Genomic DNA, 16,392 nt, shown 5'->3' with positions numbered 1-16,392 from the left:
GTTACACCACCCTGCGTATTGCAATGTGTATTGCAAAATAGAAAAAGGTTCGCTAAATGGCTGTAAACAAGCTCAGTGATAAAAAACTCAAATCCTTATACGGTAAACCAGTTGAAAAACAGCAGACGATAGCGGATGGGAACGGGTTATCAATCAGGGTAAGTAAGCAGGGTACAATCAGCTTTGTTTTTTTCTACCGCCTTTATGGGCGTGAAAGTGCTCCTATATGGCTGACGTTGGGTAAATACCCAGATTTGAGCCTTAAGGCAGCAAGGGAACGGAGAGATGAATGCCGGGTATGGTTAGCCGAAGGAAAAGATCCAAGAATACAAATAAAAATAACAAAAGAGGACTCTTTAAAACCTGTCACGGTAAAAGAGGCAATAGAGTATTGGATTAATAATTACGCTATCAATAAACGAAAAGCAGTAGATCATATTAGAGGTTGTTTTTCCAAGCATATTTATTCTGAGATAGGACATATTCCATTAAAGGAATGCACATTATCAATGTGGATTAGGTGCTTTGATAAAATTAAAAGAAAGGCACCAGTACAATCGGGAGCACTTTTAAAAATATCACAACAGGCATTGAAGTTTTGTCGAGTAAGAAAATATGCAATTAATCATGAAATAGATGATTTAGATATTGGTGATGTTGGTGATGTTGGTGAAAAAGCAAATAGGAGAGACAGAGTGTTAACAAATGATGAATTAAGAGAAGTATGGCGTCATGTGAATAAAGAATATGACAATCATATTATGTCACACGAAAACAGAATTATTCTTAGGTTTTTAATTGTTTTTGGTTGTAGGCTTTCCGAAATACGACTTTCAAAATGGAATGAATGGGATTTTTTGAATGATATATGGCGAGTGCCACCAGAGCACAGTAAAAATGGCAGGGAAATAATCAGGCCAATTCCGAGTAATTTTAAAAGTTGGCTTTTGTTATTAAATAAAGCAACAAAAAATCGAGAACATGTTATTGGTTTTGATATGAAGCAATGTACAGCTAGTGTAACTATTGCGAAGATATGGAAAAGATTAAATCATAAAGAGAAGTGGACGGCACACGATATACGAAGAGTATTTGCTACCTCGCTCAGTGATCACGGATTTGAGCATAATGTTGTTGAACAATTATTAGGCCATTCGTTAAATGGCGTCGCTGGAATATATAACCGAAGTCAGTATATTGAACAAAAAAGAAATGCGCTCTACTGGTGGGTTAATTATTTAGATTCTTTAATTAAGGAATCGGAGGCTATAGAAAATGATACACATATTAACTCGTGAAGAATTGGAGGGTTTAGATGGACTTGATAGGTTAATTAGAGAAGAAGAATGTGAGTGGTTAACTTCATTAGGAAGAAGACACAGATCTTTACTCGAAAAAGACGGTCAATTCCCTTTAAAAATAACAATAGGACCACAAACCAAAGTTTATCGATTATCTGAGATTCAGGACTGGATAAAAGGCACTTGGAAGTCTGAATAAAATTAACATGAATTTAATAATAGCCCCGTTCATCGGGGTTTTTTATTTTTGGGAATAGAGAAATATGGTAATAAAATTCACATCACCGACACCACAAGAACGACAATCAATATTAAATGAATATGGTGAGAAATATGATCGCAGGATCAGAGAGAAAGAATGTGAACACCTTTCCAGTTTATCGCGTTCTCGTCGCTGGGTATTAGAGGAAGAAGGAAAATTTCCTAAGCGTGTTCCATTAGGCCGTAATTCCGTTTCATGGTTATTAAGTGATGTTTTATGGTGGGTGCGTAATCCGCCAACAGTAGACAATGTAAATAATCCGTATAGCCGTAAACCGATCAATTAAAGAATCACATTATGAAAAAATTAACTTTCTTAATTGGCAGCGGTAAAGCTAATTTTAAAAACAACTTTACTTTTGAGAATAAAGACGAAAAACAACCCTCATTAAGAGGGTTAATTATTATTTTTGCTCAGATGATGCTTTGGCTTTGCGCTGGCGGCATTCAATATTATTGCGAGCTGTAGTAACGAGAGTTTGCAAATCAGAACCAATTTTTATTCCGATGCTTTCAATTTGTTTGAGTGCTTTTAGGGTGTCATCTAAATCAGATAAAAGATGGTTTTCATCACTTTTTTTATATTGCCGACGATCGGCTTCATTTTTTATAGCTGTTACAATAAATTTTCCAACACTTTCACCCTCTTTTCTCGTTGCATCAAGCAATTCAGCAACTTCATGCGGAACACGAGAAGCTAATTGCACCGATTTATTATTAATACTACCTGTTGACATGCTAAACACTCCGTTTGAATTGGTGCTTAGCAGTATACATGAAAAAACTATTGAAGTGCATATCACCTTAATGTATGGTGTCTGTCACTTGATTTATTTGGTGCTAAACACCTCATTGAGTGTAAATTGTAAAAACAGCAACGCCCCGAAGTGCGCGAACACTATCGAGGCGTTTAACCACAACATTATTGGAGCTAATGCTATGGCTGACACTCAGTCTAACCAAACTCGCCTAAAATTTACATTCCTAATTGCATCTGGTACTCAGCGGCTAGCTGGTATGCCCTCTCTGATCTTAGTATCTCGTCAGGAGGCATACCATGAATAATAAACCTACCTCACTAAAACAGGCGTTATATCGTGCCAATCAGGCAACTTCTTTATTTAAATTTATTCTCGAAAAATCGAAGGATGAATGCTCAATTGACATAAATAATTTGATTGCACTGGCGCGAGATATCAATCAGGAGGTGCACCACGCGCTGTTGAAACATGCCCCGCAGCCACTCGTCAATAAATTGTTAAATTACGTGGTGCACAGGCAATCCGTTTCATTAGATCAGGCGATGTATCGTGCGGGACTGGGCACGTCTTTATTTGAAGTCATTCTTGACCAGACCAGCCATCATTGTTCGGAAGAGCTACATGATTTGCTTTCACTGGCCTGTGATAGCAATCAGGAAGTCTACCATGTGCTTTATGCAGCGGTTTATGGAGAGTGAATCATGAGCCAACGCGCTTCACAGGGAAATAACAACCAAAAAGTCCGCCCGATAGACGTTATCCATGCGGTGAAGAAATCTTCCACCCATCACTGGCAAAGCCTGTTACCTGCCTGTGGTGTTGATGTTCCGGCAAAAGGCAAGCATGGCGCTTGCCCAATATGCGGAGGTACTGATCGCTTTCATTTTATTGATGATAACCACAATGGAGACTGGCATTGTCGCCAGTGTGATGAGCCGAGCCACGGTGACGGGTTGGATTTGGTGGCGAGAACCAAGGGAATTACCGTCTTTGCAGCGGCTAAGCTGGTTTCTAATGTGTTGGCAATGCCTTTGCCGGAACCCAAATCCATCAAAGAGCAGTTCCGAACAGTGAAACCCATTGCAGAACGCATCGCGGCGTTGGTTGCCAGCGCTGTTATGGGTGAATCTCAATATCTGGTGAAAAAGGGGCTGAAATGCCCCAATCAGCGGTTATTGAAAGATGGTTCGTTATTGCTGGTGACTCAAACACTGGATGACACAACCACGGGCGCGCAGATTATCAAACCAAATGGCGAAAAACGCCTTGTTACCGGTACGCAGAAAAAAGGCAGTTTTATCCCGATATCTGAGATTACCGGAACACCAGACACTTTCATCATCACCGAAGGTTACGCCACCGCTTTAACGGTCAGTCAGTTATATAAAGGCGTCGTGCTGGCAGCCATTGATGAAAGCAACTTATCCACAGTTGCCGGGCTGGTGAGAGAACAGTGGCCAGACGCGAAAATCATCATTGCCGCCGATAATGACTGGCATAAATCGGAGGAACGCGACAAGAACGGCAGGCTAAAAAAGAATGTCGGCAAGATAGCGGCAGAAAAGACCGCTATAGCGATTAACGGCTGGATAACACTACCGCCTACGGCATTGAAAGCTGATTGGGATGATTATCGCCAGCGCCACGGCATCGAGGCAGCAAAGCAGGCATTTAATAACGGGTTATACCAAATCGGAGGAAAAGCACCTATGCAGGCAATAGAAGAAGCAGTGACCCACGAAATAAAGCTTAAAAAGGTCAGTAACAATCTGGCACAAATGGCAGCTAGTCAATGCGGGGCGCTGTTGGTGGAACGTTACGGCAAGGTGGCGGTTAACCCTGAAAGCGAAATTGTTTACCGCTATAACGGCGCGATATGGCAGACCGTGCCAGATAGCGAATTATGTCGCGCAATGGTGGCAATTTTCGACCAGTATGAAACCCCTTACAGCCCGAACGGAATCAATAACGCAATCAGTGCGATGAAACTACAAATTCCTGTCATTGGTAATCAACGGCAGAACGTAATTGGGTTTAGTAATGGTGTGTATAATTTATCAACACAACAATTTACCCCGCACCAGCCGGAAAACTGGCTAATCAATCATAACGGGATTGCTTTCACTTCGCCTGCTGTTGGTGAAAATCTGTCAGATCATGCTCCTGTCTTTTATCGCTGGTTATCCCATGCGGCAGGAAATAATGAAGACAAGATGAATCGCATTAAAGCCGCACTATTTATGATTCTGGCTAACCGTTACGACTGGCAGTTATTTATTGAAGTCACGGGGGAAGGTGGCAGCGGTAAAAGTGTATTTACTTATATCGCCACGTTATTAGCGGGAGAACATAATACCGCCAGTGGCAATATGAAGGCGTTAGATGAGGCGAGAGGCCGCTATCAGTTTGTCGGGAAAAGCCTGATTACATTGCCCGATCAGGTCAAATATGTCGGTGAGGGGGCAGGCATTAAGGCAATTACAGGCGGCGATCTGATCGAAGTTGACGGAAAATATGAGAAACAGTTCTCAACCATTATTAAAGCCGTGGTATTAGCCACCAATAATGAACCGATGAGCTTTACCGAACGTAATGGCGGCATAGCACGGCGGCGGGTGATATTCCCATTTAACATTCCGGTCAAAGAGTCAGAGAAAGATCCACACTTGCCGGAGAAAATCAGCCAGGAACTGCCTGTGATTATCCGGCATTTATTAACGGAATTTGCCGACCAGAATAAGGCCAAAAAACTGCTACAGGCGCAACGCGACTCCAGCGAGGCATTAACAGTGAAAAGCAGTTCAGATCCTCTATATCGCTTTTGTGATTATCTGATGCCCGTAACTGATTCTGCCGGGATGAAGATGGGAAATAAAAATATTAGCCCACGTGTACCGAGGTTGTACCTGTATCATGCTTATCTTTCTTTTATGGAGGCGCACGGTTTTGAACGTCCGCTCACACTGACCAAATTTGGCGAGTCGATACCAAAGATTATGCTGGAATACCGCAAGGATTATCAGAAAGTGCGAACCAAGAGAGGCTATAGTTATGCTGTTGAATTATCAGAAGAAGCGGAAGAGTGGCTACCCTCCGTGCCTGATCGAAAAGATTTTGAGTCCACTCTATAAAACTTTTGAGTTTAAGTATGCATTCTATACATCGATATAAATATGTGTTTGTATTTAAAGGAAAATAACAGATGTATAGTTATCTTTTATCTATACACTAACTGTACATACTCTACACCAATCTAAAGGGTGAACAGGTGATACAGTGGGTGAACAGGGTGTTAATTGCCATAAATCCAGTTGTAGCAAGGCTTTCAGTGGGTTATGCAGAGGGTGCATAGTTGAGAGGACGAAAAAGATTTTTAGGGAGCTTCTCTAGCAGGTAAATAAAATTCCGATAAATCAGAGAAAACAAATACAGTGTTCAATCTGATCGTTATCTTTCGGTATTTACTAAAATTTGAATGATCTAATTTCATGATTTTACATAATAATAGAGATTAATCACAAATTAATTAATTGCATATTATTCATACTGGAATTCGTAAATAAACCTGTTGTATTCTGCTTAATTTAGAATTTATCGGAAGTCAGATCACAGGAGACAAGATGTCACATATTATTTACTTGTCACTCAAAGGCAAGAAGCAAGGTTTAATTTCAGCCGGGTGCTCAACGCCCGAATCAATAGGAAACCGCTATCAGGCAGGGCGGGAAAACGAAATACAAATACTGGGTATCAGCCATTCAGTGAGCCGCGACCAGAACGCACATCATCACCCTGTCAGCTTTACCAAACCTATTGATAAATCCTCGCCTTTGTTGGCTATGGCAATTGACGGGAACGAATTGCTGGAAGCCGTTTTTTTATGTTATCGAACCAGTCAGTTAGGGCAATTAGAAGCCTTTTATGAAATCAAGCTGACAGGGGCAACCATTGTTGATTTTTCCTGCCATTATCCTCACTCGATAGACAGCAATGATCAGATACCCTATGAAACGGTGCAGATTGATTATAAGTCTATTTCATGCAGGCATCTTACCGCGGGCACATCGGGTTATAGCATTACGCAATTATCCGGACGTGAAGAAGGCAGGCCACTATTGTCTGGGTTCTCGAATGTTAAGCCACTTAAGAAGCCGCTGGTTGAAGAGACTCCGGTAAAACCCGCTAAGCATCATGCTCGTTATCGTTGTGTGGATGATGACGGCAATCTTTTAACCGAACGCAAGTATCGGGTTTGTCTGCCAGATGGTCAGATAAAAGAAGGGAAGACCGATAAACAAGGTCTTACTCAATGGCATCTCACTGATGACAAAAAGAAACTTGAATTTCATATTTTAAAGGATTAATACCATGCCAACTTATACCGTTTACACTAAAATTGAATCGAATGTGCCTGCTGAAAAGTTACTGTATGATTTGATTATTTATCGTCAGGATGCAGAAAGAAATCATCATGTATTGCTTGATGTTTTTCAGGGGCAATTACAGAGTAATTATGAGACTCAACACCATGTTACTCAGGAAACCGATGACGATCTTTCCGTGACGTATATTATGCAAATCATGCTTTACCGCAAGCATGGTTCAAATACGATTCAGGCATTGCAAACGCCTTTTAAAAAAATGTATACGCTTGGTGAATTCGTAGCTGGTAAAGCCTGTTCGGATAATAAACGAGAAAATGTCTGCTATTTTGAAAGTACGGCTGAAACAAAACCTGTCAGTGATGGCGATAATACGATAGAATTAAAAATTACTATTCCTGAAAGACCGTTTATTGCTAAAGAATATCCAATTGGTCATCCTGACGACCCATTTGAAAAAAATAAAGTTGAATCTCAAATTCAAAATAGGTTATCTAAAAAAAATTTTCCAGATCAAAATGGGGCAAGTTTATGTGGTCCAGCGGCACTTTTTTATTGTTTGCAAATGGACAGACCTGATATTTATGAGCAAGCCGCTCGTGAATTATGGAAATATGGCAAAACTAAAATAGGCCAATTAGAAATTAAGCCGGGTGATGGTTGCCTTCACCCTAAAGGTTCTTTTTATGACCAATATGGTTCAAGAATATCAGGATTAGATTGGATAACACTGGCAAGCTTAAGAGACTCAGAAAATATGATTTTTAGCTATGATGAAGTTGATGATCAGGCTGCTGGTGTGACTATGTGGGGGAAATTGACTGAGTGGTTTGAAAAAGCGGGCTATGAAAAAATATTTAGTAATATTAGTTTGATGCATAGTAATAAAGAAGATATTGAAACTCTGAACAATTATATAGAACAAGGTTACCATGTGGTTTCTTTAATTTCTGCTGGTATGTTGCAAAATATGGAGGAAACATCAGGAAAAAATCATTGGATTGTTTGGGTGGATAAAGTAGAAGAAAGTGAAAATGGTACTAACGTTAAAGCATTTTCATGGGGGAGAGTGAAGACTTGGGTAAAAGAGAATGCTACGTATGAGTATTTTATCAAACACACATTTGGAGGATTGGTCTTCAAGCCACTTAAATAAAATGAAAAAAATAATCTTGTTAGTTTTTATTATATTAACCTCATCATGCAGCACAATTTCGGTATCTGTTCAACCTAAAGAAAATTATCTGCCTGATGCTATGGTAGGTAAAAATTATCACGCTTCTATTTCTATAGTAGGAGGACCAGTAATTGTGAGTGATGAAAAAAAACCTACTAATTTTGTCATCATAGAACCCGACGATTCTGGGATAGAATGGAAGCCCCGTAAAAAGAGTTTGATATATTCTGGAAAAGAAGAAAGTTGGGAGGATTATAATCATTTAGTAATAAGTGGAAAACCATTAAAATCAGGGGAAATATATGTAACAGTAGTTGGCCGTGTGTATGGCACCATGCTAAATGGTTCTGGAGAGTTTCAAAAAAAATACATCATAAAAGTAAGTGAATAATAAATATAACAGAATGGAGATTTAATTAGCCATTTAAAATGAAAATTTTTGCAAATATTCCGTTCCCATGTTTTCTCTTGTTTAGCCTCTAAATTTCAGAGGCTTTTTAATTATTTTTCACGGTGTTAAATAGTGTTTTAAAGAAAATAACTATTCCGAAAAACACCATGAAAAAACTACTCGAATTACGCCAACAGAAAGCTGAACTGACTACCCAGATGCGTTCGCTGCTCACCAAAGCGGAAGACGAAAAGCGCTCACTATCTACCGATGAAGCAAAACAGTTCGACGAGCTGCGCATGCAATCTGATTCCCTCAATACGGAAATTGCCCGTTATGAGGTGTTATCGGATGAAGAACGCAATCAGGCCAAGAGCCAGCCAGCTAATAGCAAACTCAGCAATGACGAATTACGCAATTACATTTTGACCGGAGAAACGCGCTCCTTGTCTACAGGTGTTCCGGCAGACGGTGGCTATACCGTTATCCCGGAGCTGAATACGCAGATCATGCAGCAATTGGCTGATGAGTCGGTCATGCGTCAAATCTGTACGATTAAAACCACGCGCAGTAACGAGTATAAACAACTTGTTTCGGTCGGTGGTGCAGCGGTGGCACACGGGGAAGAAGGCAAGGCGCGTGGTGAGACAACGACACCGAAGATGGAAGAAGTCAGCATTAAGCTGTTTCCTATCTACGCTTACCCCAAGACTACCCAAGAGATTATCGATTTTAGCGATGTCGATATCTTAGGCTGGCTGACCTCTGAAATTGCCGACACCTTTGTGGATACCGAAGAAACAGATCTTGTGAGCGGTGATGGTGGTAAGAAGGCTAAAGGCTTCCTGTCTTATCCCCGTGATACCCAAGCCGACAAGGTACGTGCATTCGGTACACTGCAAAAGCTGGAAGCGACCAAAATTGAGGCGGATAGCCTGATTGACCTTAAATTCTTGCTCAAGAACAAATACCGCAAGAACTCAGTGTGGGTGATGAACTCAACCACTGCGGCGCAGGTGCAGAAGCTGAAAAACGGCAACGGCGATTATATCTGGCGTGAACGTCTGCAAGCGGGTGACCCTGACATGCTGCTGGGTTTGCCTGTCCATTACCTCGAATTCATGCCGGATAACATCATTGGTCTGGGCGACTTCAAACGCGGTTACTTCATTGTTGACCATCAAACCGGCACCCGTACCCGCCCGGACAATATCACCGAACCGGGATTTTATAAGGTACATACCGATAAATATTTGGGCGGTGGGCTGGTGGACTCCAACGCAATTAAGGTGCTGGAAGTTAAAGCAGCCAGCAAATAAGCAAGAGGGGCACAACGCCCCTTTTCAGTCTTGGAGTTCATCGAATGAATGATATTGAATTAAGAACGGCATCACTTTCTGCCAGTGATAAGAAACTGACTGGTTACGTGATTAAGTGGAACAGCCGATCACAAATCCTGTGGGATGAGTTTGTCGAACAGTTCGCCCCGAATGCGTTTAGTGCCAGCTTAACGACTGGCGTCGATGTCAGGGCGCTTTATGAACATGACCACATGAATCTGTTAGGCCGTACCACGTCCGGCACATTGCAATTGAGTGAAGATACTACCGGATTACGTTTCGAGCTAACCCCGCCTGATACCCAATTAGGGCGTGATGTACTCACGTTGGTTGAACGGGGTGATATCTCAGGCATGTCCTTTGGGTTCAGGGCGCTAAAAGACCAATGGGATATTGGTCAGGAGCCTTATATCAGGACGGTATTAGAGGCTGAATTACGGGAAATCACGATCACCAGTATGCCCGCCTATCCTGAAAGTGGTGTAGAGATTGCCAAGCGCTCACTCAATGCCACGAAACCGCCTGATTTGCGTCATTACTGGCTGCAACTGTCCGAGGTGTAACCATGTGGCCTTTTAAGCGTAAAGCCCCAGAAACCCGAAGCATGACGATTGATGAGTTTCTTTCTCTGGCAGGCGTACCTAACACCAAATCAGAGGAGCATGTTTCACCCTCGACAGCCGAAGGTCTGCCCGCCGTGATGAATGCCGTCACAGTGATTAGTGAAGCCGTTGCCACCATGCCCTGTTACCTTTATCGGGTTCGACACCAGAACGGAAAAGAATCCCGCGAGTGGTTGAGTGATCACCCCGTGGATTATTTGCTCAATGAATGCCCGAATGACTGCCAAACACCGTTTCAGTTTAAGCGCACCCTAATGCGCCATTGCCTGCTGAATGGTAATGCCTATGCCGTGATAGGCTGGGGAAATGATGGACAGCCACAATCCTTGCACCCTTACCCGCCGTCCGCCGTTGTACCACAACGATTATCCGATCACCGGTTCGCTTACACCATCACCGAACCTTATAGCGGTAAAGTCAAGACTTACCTGCAAGAAGAAATCTTGCATTTACGCTATGCCACCGAAGACGGTTTTTTAGGCCGTTCCCCGGTTACGATTTGCCGTGAAACACTGGGATTAGGACTGGCACAACAACGCCACGGTTCAAGTATCATGAAAGATGGCATGATGGCGGCAGGTGTGATTAAGTCGGCTGATTGGTTAGATGGTACGAAAGGCGCTAAGGCGCTGGAAGCCCTCGAACGTTATAAAGGCGCTCGCAATGCCGGCAAAACGCCCATTCTTGAGGGTGGCATGGATTATCAGCAATTGGGTATGAGTAACCAAGATGCGGAGTGGCTAGCCTCTCGTCGCTTCACCATTGAAGATATTGCCCGGATGTTCAATATCAGTCCGATCTTTCTGCAAGAGTATTCGAACAGCACCTACAGCAACTTTAGTGAAGCATCACGCGCTTTGCTCACGATCACCATGCGCCCGTGGCTTGCCAACTTTGAGCAACAAATCAAATCAGCCTTGTTGATGACCTCACCCAAAAGAGGCATTCGCTATCAAGTTGAATTCGATACAGCCGACTTACTGCGCACCAATCCGAAAGAACGTTTCCAGAGTTATGAGACGGCGATTAAATCCGGCGTGATGTGCCCGAATGAAGCCCGTGAGCGTGAAGGATTATCGCCCCGTGAAGGGGGTGATGAATTCAGTCAGGCATGGAAGCAAACGGTAGAAGTGAAGAAACCCAATGAACCGGAGGACAAGGAATGAGAGCAGGCGCATTAAGGCATCGCGTTACGTTGCAGAATTTTACTCAGGTTAAATTACCGTCAGGACAGCGCATGCAGAAATGGCAGGATATCGCCACGGTATGGGCAGAAGTGAAACACATTAGCGGGCGTGAATTGATGGCTTCCGGTGCAGTGTTCACCGAAGCCACCGTACGTATCTGGATGCGTTACCGTGCTGATATCACTACAGCAAATCGCATCTTCTATCAGGGTGACAGTACCAGCGGTCAATTCTTTAACATTGTGGCGGTTATCCCCGATCCAAAACACACCCGCTTAGAGTTGCTTTGTAAGGGAGGCTTACCGAATGGATAAGATTGATATTCCCCTGAACGAAATCAAGCAACATTGCCGACTGGATGAAAGCAATACGCTTGAAGACGAACTGCTTAAGGGCTATGCCGAGGCTGCATTGGAAGTCTGCCAGCAACATATCGGTAAGCGATTCGAGGAGGGCTTGGTGTTTACCCCTGCTATCAAAGTGGGCTGCTTACTCTATATTGGCTTGCTGTATGAGAATCGGGCGATGGCGGTAGAGGTGGAACTGAAAGAAGTCCCGTTCTCTATCAAATCCCTGTGGTCTGTCTATCGAGATGTGGGGATCTACTGATGCCATGGCAACCTTTAAAGCGCTGTAGCTATCCCGGCTGTAAGCAGCGTGTGAAGTCTGGTCGCTGTGAGGAACATCGACGGGAACAGAACAGGCAGCGAGGTACACGTACCGAACGTGGCTACAGTAACCGATGGGGCAGATATAGATTGATGTACCTCAAGGCTAACCCCTTATGTGTGTATTGCCTCAAACAGAACAGTTACACGTCTGCAACTATCGTTGACCACATTATCCCGATAGACGGTGACAGTGATGTGCTGTTTTGGCCTGACTTCAATCATCAAGCCCTGTGTCATGGCTGCCATAACCGTAAGACGGTACAGACAGATCCCATCACCAAACAGCGGCGTAAGAATGGTGAGTATCGGGAACAGGAAGTAGAAGCAGCAAGGCGTCGTGATTGGTTGATTGAATGATAATAACGCAATGAGATAACTAGGTGGGGGTATCAAAAATGACAAACGCCCCGCTAAAAAGAACCGCCGCGTCCTCAAATTTTTATGCACGGCACTTTTTTCAATAGCAGTAATCTTCATAGGAAACAATCTATTATGGCAAGAGCACCCAAACCCCCTGAGTATTTAAACGATATCGCCGCGCAACAATGGAAATCGAAAGCTAAGATTCTCAACGAACGGGAGGATCTCAGCCCGGCTGATTGGAACAACCTAGAACTGTATTGCGTCAACTATGCCATCTATCGTAAAGCCGTGGCAGATATTGAGTTGCGTGGGTTCGCGGTGGAAGGTTCACGCGGCGCGGCAACCAGTAACCCTTCATTGAAAGCAAAGGCTGATGCAGAAAAAATCATGATAAAAATGTCATCACTGCTGGGCTTCGATCCGGTATCCCGTCGCCGAAATCCGGTAGAAACGGACGAACCCGACGAATTAGATGTGCTGATTTCCTGATGAGATTACCGATGAACGCATGGGAGCAGTACGCTTTTGATATCGAAAATGGCACTATTCCGGCCTGTAAGCGTCTGAAACAGGCCGTGAAACGCTATTATAGTGACCGGAATAACCCGCTTTATACGTTCGATACCGAGGTTGTGGAACGCTTTATTGGCTTTTCCCGTCTCTGTCCCCACGTCAAAGGCCACTTGCGCGGTAAGCCGATTATTCTTGAGCCGTGGCAACAATTCGCGTTTGCTAATCTGTTCGGCTTCAAAGTTAAGGCGACCGGACGCCGGAAATATCGCAGTGCCTACATTCAAGTGCCACGCAAAAATGCCAAGTCTACCGTAGCGGCAATGCTGGCGAACTGGTTCTTAGTCATGGAACAGGGACAGCAGGATATTTACACCGCCGCCGTGAGTCGGGATCAGGCGCGTATTGTGTTTGATGATGCCCGCCAGATGTGCCTGTTATCCAAACCCCTCAAGAAACGGGTAGCTATTCAGCAACACAAAGTCACTTATGCTAAGAGCAACAGCCTGTTAAAACCACTGGCAGCCAAAGCCTCCACCATTGAGGGCACAAACCCCAGCCTTGCCATTGTCGATGAATACCATTTGCACCCGGATAACGCCGTTTACTCTGCCCTTGAGTTGGGGATGGGCGCCCGTTCCGAAGGTATTCTGTTTGCTATTACGACAGCGGGCAGTAACGTGATATCGGCCTGTAAACAGCATTATGATTATTGCTGTCAGATACTGGCAGGCGAAGAGCAAAACGAATCCTTGTTCGCCCTGATCTACGAGCTGGACGACGAGAACGAGATTGATGATGAAACGCTCTGGATTAAGGCCAATCCTAATCTCAATGTGTCCGTAGACAGCACCTCATTGCATGACACTATCCAGAAAGCGCGCGGCATTCCCTCACAATGGACAGAGATGTTAACCAAACGCTTTAATATCTGGTGCCAGGGCGAAACCCCGTGGATGGGTGAAGGGGCATGGAAGGCCTGCCAGACAGATTATGATGAAAACGACCTTAAGGGGCTAGAGTGTTACGCTGGACTGGATTTATCTTCCACAGGCGATATCACCAGTATTTGCTATACGTTCCCGGTGGATAACGAACTGTTATTACTGACTCGCCACTATCTACCCGAAGCCCAGCTACAGAACCCGGCAAACAAGAACCGGGCAATCTATCGTCAATGGGCGCAAATGGGCTGGTTACGCACTACCACAGGCGATTGTATTGATTATGACCGTATTCGTGATGACATTCTCAAAGACAGCCTGCACTTTGATATCAAACTGGTAGGCTTCGATACATGGAACGCCACACACCTACGAACCCAATTACAGGGCGCGGGGTTGGATGTTGAGCCATTCCCACAAACCTATATGCGCTTTAGTCCGGTAGCGAAATCCGCTGAGGTGTTCGTGAATCGCAAAGTCATTCGTCACAATGGCGATCCGGTACTCGCGTGGGCTATTGCTAATGTCGTGATGGAAACGGACGCCAACGCCAATATCAAGCCGAACAAGAAGAAATCCGCGAACAAAGTTGATCCTGCAATTGCGTTCCTGATGAGCTTTGGCACATGGCAAGCAGAGCATGAAGACTTTGCATTTACCTTAAGTGATGAACAGCAGCAGCGACTGGCTAACTTTGATGGGGTATAACGTAAAAAGGTAATCGCTTTTACTGATTCGCTTATTGAACCTGATAAACCAATCAGTTAAAGTAGCCACGCCATTAGCAAAATCTAATGGTCAAGGCGTCGCGGCCTTGTTAAGAACCATCCACTGGTAGGAAGTTTCTGCCAGTGTGCTTGCTATCGCCCTTTCAATGGCGGTTCAGGTAGGGAAGGCTAACGCCTTGCCGGAAGATGGTTCCCGGTCCGCGAACCCTGCCTTGAATCGCCACCATCAATATTAATTAATGGAAGGGGTAGCAGGAATGAATAACGTTAAAAATGACTGGCATCAAGCCGACATTATCGCAGCATTGCGTAAGCGTGGTACAACCTTAGCGGCTGTTTCTCGTGAGGCGGGATTGAGTTCATCTACACTGGCAAATACGCTTAGCCGTCCGTGGCCTAAAGGCGAATGGATCATCGCTAACTATCTCGAAATGCATCCCTCTGAAATCTGGCCTAGTCGGTATTTTGATCAGCGTGGTCAGCTTATTGAGCGTAAGGTGCGGGATAAATCATAAAAATAACCAGTCTTTCACTTGAACAACACTGGGAAGATAGTCGTAACGGGGTATCTTCTCACTGATTCAAAACATTTTTCATACTAATCAATTAATTTCTGATAATGTAATAGTTAGTTATTTTTATAATTACTTTTTATCTTATTAAATGTTCATTTAGTTGCGTATCAATTTATGTGTAAATAATAAAAAACACTTCCAAAAATAAAGAAGTGTTTTTAAATGAATATGTGTGTCAACTCACTAGGGTTTTATATTTTTATTGCCAATGTAAATATAACTATCAGTATAACGTTTTAAACAATAACCACCAATTCCTAAACCTATGCAATAAATTATAAAGATAGTTGTAATTATAAGTATGATTCCACTCATGAAGTCACCAAGATTAAAAGCGTAATTAAAAAGTGTATTTAATATAGATGACTGATTATTGAAGTTGATAAAAAAAGATAGAATCAATGTAAATAAAAAAGTAAATGATAATTTATAAAGTTGATATTCATCATTGTTTTCATTTTCTCTCTTTATATACAAATTGAATTTTACACTGTTGTTTTCTGCAACAGCTTCGTTTCTTAATATATCAATTGAAATTTGATCGGAATATCTATTGGGATTTTTACGCTTATCTTCGTTTATATCAGGAAATATATTAGTCACCCATGATGGTAAGTAAATCAATATCAATCCTATTACATAAGCAATAAAAGGAATCAAAACAGATGTATAAAAAAGAAAGAATGACATATAAACAAGGACAGCCCCTAAATGCAATTTGTTAGTTACATCTGAGTATGTGAACTGCAATAAAGGAGTGTTGATTGTTTTACATAGAACAGTATCAGTAACAATTAAAAAACTTGCAAACAACAAAAAATAACGTATATCAGTAGCTTTTTCTATAAATGTTGAGGTTGCAGCTAAGAATTTTTCCATGTGATCTCTTGTATTAAGCGGGTGAGAATGAATACACATTGTATAGCGAGGTGTATAGCTGACTCAATATTCTATTACCTAATGTGAATATCTCTAACTTAATAATAAATTGATGTACTTTTGATACAACATCCCACTGAATACGACATTTGTCATTCGTCGGCAGTCATTAGCTCAAGGTATTTAGTGTACTGACTTCATTTCATTTACGCTTTTCATAAAATCATTGTGCATTGCAATGTGTATTGCATATCAAAGATAGATACAGACGGTAATCTATATATCTATTTGTAATTAAA

General features: G+C 42.7%; 19 protein-coding genes. 17 read left to right on the top strand and 2 right to left on the bottom strand.

Annotation, left to right across the window (positions count from 1 at the left end):
* Nucleotides 1–56 precede the first annotated feature (56 nt).
* The 3 genes from IQ209_RS09745 (at nt 57) to IQ209_RS09735 (ending at nt 1,849) form a co-directional block, all read left to right on the top strand.
* On the top strand, nt 57–1,298 hold the full coding sequence (locus IQ209_RS09745) for a site-specific integrase (RefSeq protein ID WP_193851116.1): 1,242 nt from the start codon (nt 57–59) through the stop codon (nt 1,296–1,298).
* The gene (locus tag IQ209_RS09740; protein ID WP_193851115.1) at nt 1,276–1,500 is read left to right on the top strand and encodes an AlpA family transcriptional regulator; all 225 of its coding nucleotides are present in this window, start codon (nt 1,276–1,278) and stop codon (nt 1,498–1,500) included. Before IQ209_RS09745 ends, IQ209_RS09740 begins: the two co-directional genes overlap by 23 nt.
* A gap of 64 nt (nt 1,501–1,564) precedes the next feature.
* Nucleotides 1,565–1,849: an AlpA family transcriptional regulator gene (locus IQ209_RS09735; RefSeq protein WP_193851114.1), complete on the top strand. Its 285-nt coding sequence runs from the start codon at nt 1,565–1,567 to the stop codon at nt 1,847–1,849.
* A gap of 117 nt (nt 1,850–1,966) precedes the next feature.
* On the opposite strand, the gene IQ209_RS09730 is transcribed toward IQ209_RS09735, so the two are convergent.
* The gene (locus IQ209_RS09730; RefSeq protein ID WP_193851113.1) at nt 1,967–2,299 is read right to left on the bottom strand and encodes a YlcI/YnfO family protein; all 333 of its coding nucleotides are present in this window, start codon (nt 2,297–2,299) and stop codon (nt 1,967–1,969) included.
* Nucleotides 2,300–2,619: 320 nt separating this feature from the next.
* Here IQ209_RS09730 and IQ209_RS09725 point away from each other — a divergent pair, with 320 nt between their 5' ends.
* The 14 genes from IQ209_RS09725 to IQ209_RS09660 all read left to right on the top strand — a co-directional run bounded on the left by IQ209_RS09725 (nt 2,620) and on the right by IQ209_RS09660 (nt 15,154).
* On the top strand, nt 2,620–3,021 hold the full coding sequence (locus IQ209_RS09725) for a hypothetical protein (protein ID WP_193851112.1): 402 nt from the start codon (nt 2,620–2,622) through the stop codon (nt 3,019–3,021).
* A gap of 3 nt (nt 3,022–3,024) precedes the next feature.
* Nucleotides 3,025–5,454, top strand: a complete 2,430-nt coding sequence (locus IQ209_RS09720) for a primase-like DNA-binding domain-containing protein (protein WP_193851111.1) — start codon at nt 3,025–3,027, stop codon at nt 5,452–5,454.
* Nucleotides 5,455–5,943: 489 nt separating this feature from the next.
* Entirely contained in the window at nt 5,944–6,687 is a 744-nt protein-coding gene (gene tssD, locus IQ209_RS09715) for an Hcp family type VI secretion system effector (RefSeq protein ID WP_228005803.1), read from the top strand.
* 4 nt (nt 6,688–6,691) lie between these two features.
* Complete coding sequence (locus tag IQ209_RS09710; protein WP_193851110.1) at nt 6,692–7,861, top strand: hypothetical protein; 1,170 nt, start codon at nt 6,692–6,694, stop codon at nt 7,859–7,861.
* Nucleotides 7,806–8,273, top strand: a complete 468-nt coding sequence (locus IQ209_RS09705) for a hypothetical protein (protein ID WP_193851109.1) — start codon at nt 7,806–7,808, stop codon at nt 8,271–8,273. The genes IQ209_RS09710 and IQ209_RS09705 overlap by 56 nt, the downstream gene beginning before the upstream one ends.
* 167 nt (nt 8,274–8,440) lie before the next feature.
* On the top strand, nt 8,441–9,592 hold the full coding sequence (locus IQ209_RS09700) for a phage major capsid protein (protein ID WP_193851108.1): 1,152 nt from the start codon (nt 8,441–8,443) through the stop codon (nt 9,590–9,592).
* A 44-nt stretch (nt 9,593–9,636) separates the two neighbouring features.
* Complete coding sequence (locus IQ209_RS09695; RefSeq protein ID WP_193851107.1) at nt 9,637–10,176, top strand: HK97 family phage prohead protease; 540 nt, start codon at nt 9,637–9,639, stop codon at nt 10,174–10,176.
* Between the two features lie 2 nt (nt 10,177–10,178).
* Nucleotides 10,179–11,402, top strand: coding sequence for a phage portal protein (locus IQ209_RS09690; RefSeq protein ID WP_193851106.1), 1,224 nt, complete (start codon nt 10,179–10,181; stop codon nt 11,400–11,402).
* Nucleotides 11,399–11,737, top strand: a complete 339-nt coding sequence (locus IQ209_RS09685) for a phage head closure protein (protein ID WP_193851105.1) — start codon at nt 11,399–11,401, stop codon at nt 11,735–11,737. Before IQ209_RS09690 ends, IQ209_RS09685 begins: the two co-directional genes overlap by 4 nt.
* Entirely contained in the window at nt 11,730–12,032 is a 303-nt protein-coding gene (locus tag IQ209_RS09680; protein ID WP_047964566.1) for a head-tail connector protein, read from the top strand. The genes IQ209_RS09685 and IQ209_RS09680 overlap by 8 nt, the downstream gene beginning before the upstream one ends.
* Nucleotides 12,032–12,451, top strand: a complete 420-nt coding sequence (locus tag IQ209_RS09675; RefSeq protein ID WP_193851104.1) for an HNH endonuclease — start codon at nt 12,032–12,034, stop codon at nt 12,449–12,451. Before IQ209_RS09680 ends, IQ209_RS09675 begins: the two co-directional genes overlap by 1 nt.
* A 135-nt stretch (nt 12,452–12,586) precedes the next feature.
* Nucleotides 12,587–12,946, top strand: a complete 360-nt coding sequence (locus IQ209_RS09670; protein WP_193851103.1) for a phage terminase small subunit P27 family — start codon at nt 12,587–12,589, stop codon at nt 12,944–12,946.
* Nucleotides 12,947–12,957: 11 nt separating this feature from the next.
* Nucleotides 12,958–14,619 (top strand): terminase large subunit, encoded by a 1,662-nt coding sequence (locus IQ209_RS09665; protein WP_193851102.1) that lies wholly within the window; start codon nt 12,958–12,960, stop codon nt 14,617–14,619.
* Between the two features lie 277 nt (nt 14,620–14,896).
* Nucleotides 14,897–15,154, top strand: coding sequence for a helix-turn-helix transcriptional regulator (locus IQ209_RS09660; protein WP_193851101.1), 258 nt, complete (start codon nt 14,897–14,899; stop codon nt 15,152–15,154).
* Nucleotides 15,155–15,397: 243 nt separating this feature from the next.
* Here IQ209_RS09660 and IQ209_RS09655 read toward each other — a convergent pair whose 3' ends face one another.
* The gene (locus IQ209_RS09655) at nt 15,398–16,093 is read right to left on the bottom strand and encodes a hypothetical protein (protein ID WP_193851100.1); all 696 of its coding nucleotides are present in this window, start codon (nt 16,091–16,093) and stop codon (nt 15,398–15,400) included.
* Between the last annotated feature and the right edge of the window lie 299 nt (nt 16,094–16,392).

The organism is Xenorhabdus sp. BG5 (assembly GCF_015163665.1).
GTDB lineage: Bacteria > Pseudomonadota > Gammaproteobacteria > Enterobacterales > Enterobacteriaceae > Xenorhabdus.
This window is presented reverse-complemented; position numbering and strand designations above follow the sequence as displayed.

Excerpts from the sequence above, each read along its gene's own strand:
- IQ209_RS09745 (WP_193851116.1), top strand. The coding sequence starts at position 57 with ATGGCTGTAAACAAGCTCAGTGATAAAAAACTCAAATCCTTATACGGT.
- IQ209_RS09740 (WP_193851115.1), top strand. The coding sequence starts at position 1,276 with ATGATACACATATTAACTCGTGAAGAATTGGAGGGTTTAGATGGACTT.
- IQ209_RS09735 (WP_193851114.1), top strand. The coding sequence starts at position 1,565 with ATGGTAATAAAATTCACATCACCGACACCACAAGAACGACAATCAATA.
- IQ209_RS09730 (WP_193851113.1), bottom strand. The coding sequence starts at position 2,299 with ATGTCAACAGGTAGTATTAATAATAAATCGGTGCAATTAGCTTCTCGT.
- IQ209_RS09725 (WP_193851112.1), top strand. The coding sequence starts at position 2,620 with ATGAATAATAAACCTACCTCACTAAAACAGGCGTTATATCGTGCCAAT.
- IQ209_RS09720 (WP_193851111.1), top strand. The coding sequence starts at position 3,025 with ATGAGCCAACGCGCTTCACAGGGAAATAACAACCAAAAAGTCCGCCCG.
- tssD (WP_228005803.1), top strand. The coding sequence starts at position 5,944 with ATGTCACATATTATTTACTTGTCACTCAAAGGCAAGAAGCAAGGTTTA.
- IQ209_RS09710 (WP_193851110.1), top strand. The coding sequence starts at position 6,692 with ATGCCAACTTATACCGTTTACACTAAAATTGAATCGAATGTGCCTGCT.
- IQ209_RS09705 (WP_193851109.1), top strand. The coding sequence starts at position 7,806 with ATGAGTATTTTATCAAACACACATTTGGAGGATTGGTCTTCAAGCCAC.
- IQ209_RS09700 (WP_193851108.1), top strand. The coding sequence starts at position 8,441 with ATGAAAAAACTACTCGAATTACGCCAACAGAAAGCTGAACTGACTACC.
- IQ209_RS09695 (WP_193851107.1), top strand. The coding sequence starts at position 9,637 with ATGAATGATATTGAATTAAGAACGGCATCACTTTCTGCCAGTGATAAG.
- IQ209_RS09690 (WP_193851106.1), top strand. The coding sequence starts at position 10,179 with ATGTGGCCTTTTAAGCGTAAAGCCCCAGAAACCCGAAGCATGACGATT.
- IQ209_RS09685 (WP_193851105.1), top strand. The coding sequence starts at position 11,399 with ATGAGAGCAGGCGCATTAAGGCATCGCGTTACGTTGCAGAATTTTACT.
- IQ209_RS09680 (WP_047964566.1), top strand. The coding sequence starts at position 11,730 with ATGGATAAGATTGATATTCCCCTGAACGAAATCAAGCAACATTGCCGA.
- IQ209_RS09675 (WP_193851104.1), top strand. The coding sequence starts at position 12,032 with ATGCCATGGCAACCTTTAAAGCGCTGTAGCTATCCCGGCTGTAAGCAG.
- IQ209_RS09670 (WP_193851103.1), top strand. The coding sequence starts at position 12,587 with ATGGCAAGAGCACCCAAACCCCCTGAGTATTTAAACGATATCGCCGCG.
- IQ209_RS09665 (WP_193851102.1), top strand. The coding sequence starts at position 12,958 with ATGAACGCATGGGAGCAGTACGCTTTTGATATCGAAAATGGCACTATT.
- IQ209_RS09660 (WP_193851101.1), top strand. The coding sequence starts at position 14,897 with ATGAATAACGTTAAAAATGACTGGCATCAAGCCGACATTATCGCAGCA.
- IQ209_RS09655 (WP_193851100.1), bottom strand. The coding sequence starts at position 16,093 with ATGGAAAAATTCTTAGCTGCAACCTCAACATTTATAGAAAAAGCTACT.